Annotated in this window: 3 protein-coding genes, 1 tRNA gene and 1 rRNA gene; 1 reads left to right on the forward strand and 4 read right to left on the reverse strand. The window is 69.4% G+C overall.

What is annotated here, in order from left to right; genetic code table 11:
* Positions 1–220: 220 nt before the first annotated feature.
* Positions 221–5716 carry a HAMP domain-containing protein gene (locus ADK54_RS16620; protein ID WP_420717320.1) on the reverse strand — a complete coding sequence of 1832 codons (5496 nt, stop codon included), beginning with the start codon at positions 5714–5716 and terminating at the stop codon, positions 221–223.
* A 305-nt stretch (positions 5717–6021) separates the two neighbouring features.
* Between ADK54_RS16620 and ADK54_RS16625 the strand changes: the two genes are divergently transcribed.
* The gene (locus ADK54_RS16625; protein ID WP_078966430.1) at positions 6022–8724 is read left to right on the forward strand and encodes a SpoIIE family protein phosphatase; all 2703 of its coding nucleotides are present in this window, start codon (positions 6022–6024) and stop codon (positions 8722–8724) included.
* Between the two features lie 56 nt (positions 8725–8780).
* On the opposite strand, the gene ADK54_RS16630 is transcribed toward ADK54_RS16625, so the two are convergent.
* The 3 genes from ADK54_RS16630 to rrf form a co-directional block, all read right to left on the reverse strand.
* A tRNA-Thr gene (locus tag ADK54_RS16630) sits at positions 8781–8853 on the reverse strand.
* 89 nt (positions 8854–8942) lie between these two features.
* A complete protein-coding gene (locus tag ADK54_RS16635) occupies positions 8943–9620 on the reverse strand; it encodes a DegT/DnrJ/EryC1/StrS family aminotransferase (protein ID WP_053726419.1) in 678 nt (225 codons plus the stop codon).
* A gap of 98 nt (positions 9621–9718) precedes the next feature.
* Positions 9719–9813 (reverse strand): 5S ribosomal RNA (gene rrf, locus ADK54_RS16640); the annotation flags it as partial.

Here is a 9813-nt window from a genome sequence, read left to right on the forward strand (position 1 = left end):
TGCACCGGGCGCCGCCCCAGGGGACGACTCCCTTGTGTCGCCCGTCCTTGTGCCGGTCATGGTAGCCGCACCCCGCCTGTCGCCACACCCTGTCACCGCGATGTCACTGTGCACGTAGCAGAAACGCAGTGGGAGACCAGAAGGTTCCCCGAATACCGCGGCCTCACACGCCTTCGGCCACAGTCAGTCAGCAACGCCCGGTCATTCGTACAGCCGACGATCACTTCCCTCGCATCCACTGCTCCATGACGGAGAGCAGATGGTCCGGGTCCACCGGCTTCGTCACATAGTCGGAAGCGCCGGACTCGATGGCCTTCTCGCGGTCCCCCTTCATCGCCTTCGCGGTGAGAGCGACGATCGGCAGACCGGCGAACTGTGGCATCCGGCGAATCGCCGAAGTCGTCGCATAGCCGTCCATCTCGGGCATCATGATGTCCATCAGGACGACCGCGGTGTCCTCGTGCTGTTCGAGGACCTCGATGCCCTCCCGCCCGTTCTCCGCGTACAGCACCGAAAGCCCGTGCTGCTCAAGGACGCTGGTGAGCGCGAAGACGTTGCGTACGTCGTCGTCGACGATCAGGACCTTCTCGCCGGCGAACTGGAACGTCCGCGCGGCGGCCCGCTCCGGCTCGGTCGCCTCCCAGCTCTCGCCGGTGGCGACGGACTGCCCGGGCCTCGCGGCCTCCTTCTGCCCGTCCGAGCCGAGCGCCTTGCGGCGACGCCGGAAGAGACCGGCCGTACCCGGCTGGGAGACTTCCGCCGCCTGCGGCCCCCCGTTGTGCTGTGCGAACTCGGGCCGCGCGGCCTCGATGGCGAGCCCGGCCGCGCCCTCCATGCTGCCGGGGGCGAGCTGCGGATAGCCCTGCGGGGGCAACTCGCTCAGGTGCAGCGGGAGATACAGCGTGAACGTGGAGCCGCGGCCCGGTTCGCTCGCCGCGTGGATCTCGCCGCCGAGCAGCCGCGCGATCTCACGGCTGATGGAGAGGCCGAGGCCGGTGCCGCCGTACTTGCGGCTGGTCGTGCCGTCCGCCTGCTTGAACGCCTCGAAGATGACCCGCATCTTGCTGGCCGCGATCCCGATGCCGGTGTCGGTGACCGAGAACGCGATCAGGTCGGCGTCTGCGTCGCGCAGCGAGCCCGCCTCCAGGAGCTGTTCCCGGATGGCGTGCGGGACATCGGAGCCGGCCGGGCGGATGACGAGCTCGACGGCCCCGCTGTCGGTGAACTTCACCGCGTTGGACAGCAGGTTGCGCAGCACCTGCAACAGCCGCTGCTCGTCGGTGTGCAGCGTCGCGGGCAGCTCGGGCGAGACCCGTACCGAGAAGTCGAGGCCCTTCTCCGCGGTGAGCGGACGGAAGGTGGCCTCCACGTAGTCGACCAGCTGGACCAGGGCGATCCGGGTCGGCGAGACGTCCATCTTGCCCGCCTCGACCTTGGAGAGGTCGAGGATGTCGTTGATCAGCTGGAGCAGATCGGAGCCGGCCCCGTGGATCGTCTCGGCGAACTCGACCTGCTTCGGCGAGAGGTTGCCCTCCGCGTTGTCGGCGAGCAACTTGGCGAGGATGAGGAGGGAGTTGAGCGGCGTACGCAGCTCGTGCGACATGTTCGCGAGGAACTCGGACTTGTAGCGCATGGAGACGGCGAGCTGTTCGGCGCGCTCCTCCAGAACTTGCCGGGCCTCCTCGATCTCGGTGTTCTTCACCTCGATGTCACGGTTCTGCTGGGCGAGCAGCTCGGCCTTCTCCTCCAGCTCGGCGTTGGAGGCCTGAAGGGCCCGCTGCCGGTTCTCCAACTCGGCCGACCGCTCGCGCAGTTGCTCGGTGAGCTCCTGCGACTGCTTGAGCAGCACCTCGGTCTTGGAGTTGACCGAGATGGTGTTGACGCTGGTCGCGATCATCTCGGCGATCTGGTTGAGGAAGTCCTTCTGGATGTGCGTGAACGGCTGGAACGAGGCCAGCTCGATCACCCCGAGGACCTTCCCCTCGAAGAGCACCGGCAGCACGATCACATGCGCGGGCGGCGCCTCGCCGAGCCCGGAGGAGATCTTGAGATAGCCCGGCGGCACGTTCTCCACCAGGATCGTCCGCTTCTCCTCGGCGGCCGTCCCGATCAGCGTCTCGCCGGGCCGGAAGGAGGTCGGCATGGACCCGGCCGAGTACCCGTAACTCCCGCGCATCCGCAGCTCGTACGAGCCGTCGCCCTCCGCGCTGACTTCCGGAGCGCCGCCCGTGGGCATGGCCAGGAAGAACGCGCCGTGCTGCGCGGAGACGACCGGCGTCAGCTCGGTCATGATCAGCGAGGCGACGTCGTCGAGGTCTCGGCGGCCCTGCATCAGGCCGGAGATGCGGGCCAGGTTGCCCTTGAGCCAGTCCTGCTCCTTGTTGGCGACGGTGGTGTCGCGCAGGTTGGCGATCATGGTGTTGATGTTGTCCTGGAGGGCCTGGATCTCGCCCGCCGCGTCCACGTCGATCTTCAGGTTGAGGTCGCCCCGGGTCACCGCGGTCGCGACGGCCGCGATGGCACGGACCTGCCGGGTCAGGTTCCCGGCCATCTCGTTCACCGATTCGGTCAGATCGCGCCAGGTCCCGTCGACGTCGCGCACCCGGGCGTGGCCGCCCAACTGGCCCTCGGTGCCCACCTCGCGGGCGACCCGGGTGACCTCCTGGCCGAACGAGGACAGCTGGTCGACCATCGTGTTGATGGTGTTCTTCAGCTCCTGGATCTCGCCGCGCGCATCGATGTCGATCTTCTTGGTGAGGTCGCCCTGGGCGATGGCGGTGGTGACGGTGGCGATCTGGCGCACCTGTCCGGTGAGGTTGTCGGCCATGGAGTTCACCGACTCGGTCAGGTCCTTCCACGTCCCCGAGACGCCGGGCACCCGGGCCTGACCGCCCAGGATGCCGTCCGTGCCCACCTCGCGGGCCACCTTGGTGACCTGCTCGGCGAACGAGGAAAGTGTCGTCACCATCGTGTTGACGGTGTCGGCGAGTTCGGCGACCTCGCCGCGCGCCTCGACCGTCACCTTCTTGGTGAGGTCTCCGTTGGCGACCGCCGCCGAGACCCGGGAGATGTTGCGCACCTGGGTCGTCAGGTTCGCGGCCATCAGGTTGACGTTGTCGCTGAGGTCCTTCCAGATGCCGGTGACCCCGCGCACCCGCGCCTGGCCGCCCAGGATGCCCTCGGTGCCCACCTCACGGGCCACGCGCGTGACCTCGTCGGCGAAGTTGGACAGCTGGTCGACCATGGTGTTGACGGTCGTCACGAGCTCCAGGATCTCGCCCTTGGAGTCGACGGTGATCTTCTTGGAGAGGTCGCCCTCGGCGACCGCCGTCGTCACCTCGGCGATGTTGCGCACCTGCGAAGTCAGGTTGTTGGCCATGAAGTTGACGGACTGGGTGAGGTCCTTCCAGGTGCCGGACACGCCCTGCACCTCGGCCTGGCCGCCCAGGATGCCCTCCGTGCCCACCTCACGGGCCACCCGGGTGACCTGCTCGGCGAAGTTGGAGAGCTGGTCGACCATCGTGTTGAGCGTGTTCTTCAGCTCCAGGATCTCGCCGCGGGCGTCCACGTCGATCTTCTGCGACAGGTCACCCCGGGCCACCGCCGTGGCGACCTGGGCGATGTTGCGCACCTGGGCCGTGAGGTTGCCGGCCATGCCGTTCACGGAGTCCGTCAGATCGCGCCACACCCCGGCGACGCCGGGCACCTGCGCCTGGCCGCCGAGGCGGCCGTCGGTGCCGACCTCGCGGGCGACGCGGGTGACCTGCTCGGCGAAGGCGGAGAGCTGGTCGACCATCGTGTTGATGGTGTTCTTCAGCTCCAGCATCTCGCCACGGGCGTCCACGTCGATCTTCTGCGACAGGTCACCCCGGGCCACCGCCGTCGTCACCTGGGCGATCTGTCGCACCTGTGAAGTCAGGTTTCCCGCCATGAAGTTGACGGAGTCGGTGAGTTCCTTCCAGGTGCCCGAGACGCCGTCGACGCGCGCCTGGCCACCGAGGCGGCCCTCGGTGCCCACGTCCCGCGCCATGCGCGTGACCTGGTCGGCGAACGACGACAGCTGCGCCACCATCGTGTTGACGGTGTTCTTCAACTCCAGCATCTCGCCCGCGACATCGACGGTGACCTTCTGCGACAGGTCACCGTTGGCGACCGCCGTCGTCACCTGCGCGATGTCCCGCACCTGCCCGGTGAGGTTGCGGAACGCGGTGTTGACGGAATCCGTCAGGTCCTTCCACGTCCCGGCGGCCCCCGGCACCTCCGCCTGCCCGCCGAGCCGGCCCTCGATGCCGACCTCGCGGGCGACCCGGGTCACCTCGGAACCGAACGACTGGAGCTGGTCCACCATCGTGTTGACGGTGTTCTTCAGCTCCAGCATCTCGCCGGCCACGTCGACGGTGACCTTCTGGGTCATGTCACCACTGGCGACCGCCGTCGTCACCTGCGCGATGTCCCGCACCTGGGTCGTCAGGTTGCGGAACACGGTGTTGACGGAATCCGTCAGGTCCTTCCACGTCCCGGCGGCACCGGGCACCTGCGCCTGCCCGCCGAGCAGTCCCTCGGCGCCGACCTCGTTGGCGACGCGGGTGACCTCGTCCGCGAACGTACGCAGCGTCTCGGTCATCTGGTTGATGGTCTCCGCGAGCTGCGCGACCTCGCCGCGCGCGTTGACCGTGACCTTCTGCGACAGGTCGCCGCTCGCCACGGCCGTCGTCACCTGGGCGATGCCGCGCACCTGGGCGGTCAGGTTCGTCGCCATCACGTTGACGGAGTCGGTGAGGTCCTTCCACACCCCGGCCACGCCCGGCACCTGCGCCTGCCCGCCGAGCTCGCCCTCCGTGCCCACCTCGCGCGCGACGCGGGTCACCTCCGAGGAGAAGGAGGAGAGCTGGTCGACCATCGTGTTGACGGTGTTCTTCAGCTGGAGCATCTCGCCGGCCACGTGCACGGTGACCTTGCGCGACAGATCGCCCTTGGCGACAGCGGTGGTGACGAGAGCAATGTCACGTACCTGTGCCGTCAATCGGTACGCCATCGTGTTGACGGAATCCGTCAGATCCTTCCAGGAACCGGACATACCGCGCACCTGGGCCTGACCGCCGAGCTTGCCCTCCGTGCCGACCTCAAGGGCGACCCGCGTCACCTCATCGGTGAAGGCGGACAGCTGGTCGACCAGGTTGTTGACGGTCCGCCCGACCTTGAGGAACTCCCCGCGCAACGGCCGCTCCGCGCCGTCACTGCCGTGCGACCGCAGGTCCATCCGCTGTTCCAGATCGCCCTCGGCCACCGCCGAGAGCACCCGCCCGACCTCCGAGACCGGCCGCGCGAGATCGTCCACCAGCGCGTTGGAAGCGTCGATCGCGGCCGCCCAGGAGCCCTCACAGGCGCCGTTCTCAAGCCGCTCGGTCAGCTTTCCCTCGCGCCCGACCATCCTGCGCACCCGGGCGATCTCGCCGGTCAGATGCAGATTGCGGTCCGCGACCTCGTTGAAGACGGCCGCGATCTCCGTCATCAAACCGTCGCCGGACACCGTCAGGCGTTTGCGGAAATTCCCGTCCCGCATCGACGCGAGGGCCGCGAGCAGCCGCTGCAGCGCCGCCGTGTCCACCTCGGTCGTACCGTTACTTCCACGCTTGTGACTCCGGGCCTGTTGAGTCCGGGACTGATCGTCTTTCGCGCGCGTGCTTACGCCCCGCGCTGCTGCGCCAGACTCCACCGTGTCCCTCCCGCAAGGGTTGACCGCACTGCCCGGGCTGTCTCCGGAAGCATGCCCAGTGTTTCACCATGGCCGAACCAGGCCATAACAGTTCGGCAGCTTCGCATATCCGTCCCCGCCCACGGAGGGCGGAAACACTGGTGACCGGCATCCGCTCGGACAGCGAAGGTAAGTAACCTGGCTTCCGGCTGTCCAACCGCCCCGGTCCGCCCGGCATGGGGGCGGTTCGTACCCTTCTGCTCGGTAAAGCTTGGGGGAGGGCGGCACAAAGGACGACCACGGGACACCGGAGGGGGCGGGCCGACATGGGACTGTTGATTCCCGGAGAGCACGTTCCGGAGCCCCGGCAAGGAAATCCGGGCGACCAGACGCGTACGAGGAGTTCTGTGATCACCGCGCGGGCGGCAGCCAGCTTCGACCCTGTCGGGCGGTCGGTCGCGACCGCCCGCGCCTTCGTCCGGGACACCCTCCAGGGGTGGGGCTATGCGGACGTCGTGGACGACGCCGTGGTCCTGACCAGCGAGCTCGTCACCAACGCGGTGGTCCACGCCGGCACCAAGGCGGACGTCCTGTGCCTGCGCTCCGACGACGGCGTACGCGTCGAAGTGGCCGACCGCTACCCCGAACGTGAGGTTCCGCTGCTCGGCTCCCCCGCCGACATCGCCGGACCCGACCGCGAGAACGGCCGCGGCCTGCTGCTCTGCGCCGCCCTCGCCTCCCGCTGGGGCGTCGAGTACACGCCAACCAGAAAAAATGTCTGGTTCCAACTCGACCTCCCCAACCGCCCCGTGGGCACCCGCTCCGCCGGCCCGGCCCTGCCGACCGCGCTCCTCCCCGTCACCGACGGCAGAGTCCGCGTCGCGGTCGTCCAGATCGACCGAGCCGGCGCCGTCCGGGCCTGGAACGAGGACGCCGAGGAGCTCTTCGGATACCCCGCCGAGCAGGTCACCGGCAAGGCACTCACCGACTTCGCGGCCTGGCCGCACACCCCCGGCACCTCCACCGGCATCGTCGAGGCCCTCCAACTCTCGCGCTGGGAAGGCACGTACGGGATAAGGGGAGCCGACGGCCGCGTCGTCCCCGTGTACGCCTCGCACCTCAGGGTCCGCGACACCGAGGGCGAGCCGTCCACGGTCTGCCTGCTCGTACGCGACGACGAGCGGGCGGTCCTGCAGAGCCCCGTACGCCAACCCGCGACGGACCCGGTCGCCCTGGGCGAGAGCCGCAACGTCGACCCGTTCGAGGTCTTCATCGGCTCCCCCGCCCCCGACGACCTCGACGGCCTGCTCCAGCGCACCGTGGAGCGCGCCCGCGACATGCTGGACGGCGACTCCGCCTTCCTGCTGCTCGCCACGGACGACGAGACCGAGCTGGAGGTGCGGGCCACCACCGGCCTCCCCTCGGCCCGCCAGCGCTTCGCCCGGGTCCCCGTCGAGGCCGGCACCGGGCGGTACGGCTCGGCCCGGATGCCCGCCGTCCACGAGGATCTCGCGGCCGTGCCCGGCGCCGTACCGCTGCTCGAAAGCACCGGGATGCGCTCGGTCGTCACCGTCCCGCTCAAGGTCGAGGGCCGCCTCACCGGCTCGCTCGGCGTCGCCGCCGAATCCCCCGGCCGCTACTCCAACGAGGAGGCCCTGCGCCTCCAGTTCGCCGCCGACCGCATCGCCCTCGCCGTCGAATCGGCCCGCCTGGGCGAGCTGGAACGCCTGCGCAGAGGCTCGTTGAGCTTCCTCGTCGAGGCCTCCGACCTGCTCGCCGGCACCCTGGACCGCGACCAGACGCTGGCCCTCATGGCCCAGATGACCGTCCCGACCCTGGCCACCTGGTGCGCCGTCTACACGATCGCCGACCAGGCCTCGGACCCGTACCTCTCGTACGTGCTCCACGAGGACGAGGAGCGCATCGACGGCCTCAAGGCCCTCCTCTCCAAGATCAACCCGCCGGAGCCGGTGCCCACCCCCGGCGCCCGCGTCTGGACCGCCCCCGGCGAAGCCGCCCACCAGGCCGCGCTCCGCGTCTCCATGCGCGACCTCAGCCGCTCCGGCAGCCCCCACACGGGCGGCGGCCTCGGCACCACCCTGTCGACGGCGGCCGCGGTGGGCGGCGAGACCGTCGTACTGCCGCTGGTCGCCCGCAACCGCGTCATCGGCATGCTGACACTCGGCAAGCCGTCGGACGACCACTTCCGCCAGGAGATTCTCGAACTTGCCGAGGACCTGTCCCGCCGGGCCGCCCTCGCCCTCGACAACGCCCGCCTGTACTCGGAGCGCATGGCCATCAGCCGCTCCCTCCAGCGCTCGCTGCTGCCGCCCGGCCTGCCGCAGATCCCGGGCGTCGAGGTCGAGGTGATCTACCGCGCGGCCGGCGAGGGCAACGAGGTCGGCGGCGACTTCTACGACCTCTTCCCCATCCGGGACGGCGCGTACGGCTTCGCCATCGGCGACGTCTGCGGTACGGGCCCGGAGGCCGCCGCGGTCACCGGCCTCGCCCGGCACGCCCTGCGTCTGCTCGCCCGCGAGGGCTTCGGCGGCCCGGCGGTCCTGGAGCGCCTGAACGCGGCGATCCTCGACGAGGGCGCCCGCAGCCGCTTCCTTACGCTCCTCTACGGGGAGTTGTGGCCCCAGGAGGACGGCAGCGCCATCCTGAAGATCGTCTGCGCCGGCCACCCGCTCCCGCTGCGCCTGCGCCAGGACGGCTCCGTCGAACCGGCCGCGGACCCGCAGCCCCTGCTCGGCGTGATGGAGGACCTGGAGCTGTACGAGCAGACGATCACCCTCGACCCGGGCGACGTCCTGCTCTGCGTGACCGACGGCATCACCGAGCGCCGCGAGGGCACCCGCATGCTCGGCGACGACGGCCTCACCGACGTGCTCGCCTCGTGCACCGGCCTGACGGCGGGCGCGGTCGCGGCCCGTGTGCTGCGCGCGGTCGAGCGCTTCGCCGCCGAACCGGCCTCCGACGACATGGCGATCCTGTCCATGCGCATCCCGGAGCAGGCCAAGCGATAACCGCCAGAGGGTATGCGAAAGGCCCCGCCCAATGGGCGGGGCCTTTCGGATTGCTGAGCCCCCATGCGGAATCGAACCGCAGACCTTCTCCTTACCATGGAGACGCTCTACCGACTGAGCTATAGGGGCCGGTTGTTGTTTCGGGGTTTCCCCCTCACCAACGAGATAAAGCATACCCCGAATCAGACGGTGTTCCGAACCACGGTCGTGGGTTCCGGCTATGCGGGTTGCAGCAGCCCGCCGAGCGCGTTGCAGACGGACACCAACCGCCGCAATTCCGCCTCGGAAAGCCCGTCGAGCGAAGGCAGCGCGAGCGTCTCGTCGACAGCCCGCTCGGTCTCGCCAAGCACCCACCCGCCCCGCCGGAACTCCCTCATCCGATGTACGGGAATGGGCACGGGCACCTCGCACTGAACTCCGCGCCGCCGCAAGAGCCGCGCGAACGCGTCCCGGTCGGGCCGCCCGTTGCCGGGCACCCGCACGACGTACCGCTGATAGCGATGCCCCTCGGCGGGTGCGGGCGTCTCCACGCCGACGAGCCGCCGGTCCAAGTACCGGGCCCGCTCCCGCCGTTGAGCCACCTCCCCGTCGAGACCGGCACGGTCCTGTTCCTCAAGGATCAACATCCCACGCCCGGCGGCCAGTTCGGCGAACCGCGCGGATTCGGCCGGATGCCCGAAGCGGTGTACGAGTATGACAGCGGCGGTCCTGGTCGTGACGACCTGGCCGACGGTCTCCGGGGCCAGGCAGTAGGTCAGCGGATCGATGTCGGCGAACACCGGCACCGCCCCGGCGGCGGCGACGGCCCGGGCCAACTCGCCGGTGTCGTAGGCCGGCACGATCACCTCGTCACCGGTCGCGACACCGGCAGACCTGAGCGCTCCTGTCATCCTCATGACAGCGGATCGTCCTCTTGCCACATGAACGCCAGGTGAGCGGGCACAAAAAAACGCTGGCCCCCGAACCAAAGTTCAGGGACCAGCGTTGAAGATTTGTTCGGCGGCGTCCTACTCTCCCACAGGGTCCCCCCTGCAGTACCATCGGCGCTGAAAGGCTTAGCTTCCGGGTTCGGAATGTAACCGGGCGTTT

The organism is Streptomyces sp. WM6378 (genome assembly GCF_001279695.1).
GTDB lineage: Bacteria > Actinomycetota > Actinomycetes > Streptomycetales > Streptomycetaceae > Streptomyces.

Excerpts from the sequence above, each read along its gene's own strand:
- ADK54_RS16625 (WP_078966430.1), top strand. The coding sequence starts at position 6,022 with ATGGGACTGTTGATTCCCGGAGAGCACGTTCCGGAGCCCCGGCAAGGA.
- ADK54_RS16635 (WP_053726419.1), bottom strand. The coding sequence starts at position 9,620 with ATGAGGATGACAGGAGCGCTCAGGTCTGCCGGTGTCGCGACCGGTGAC.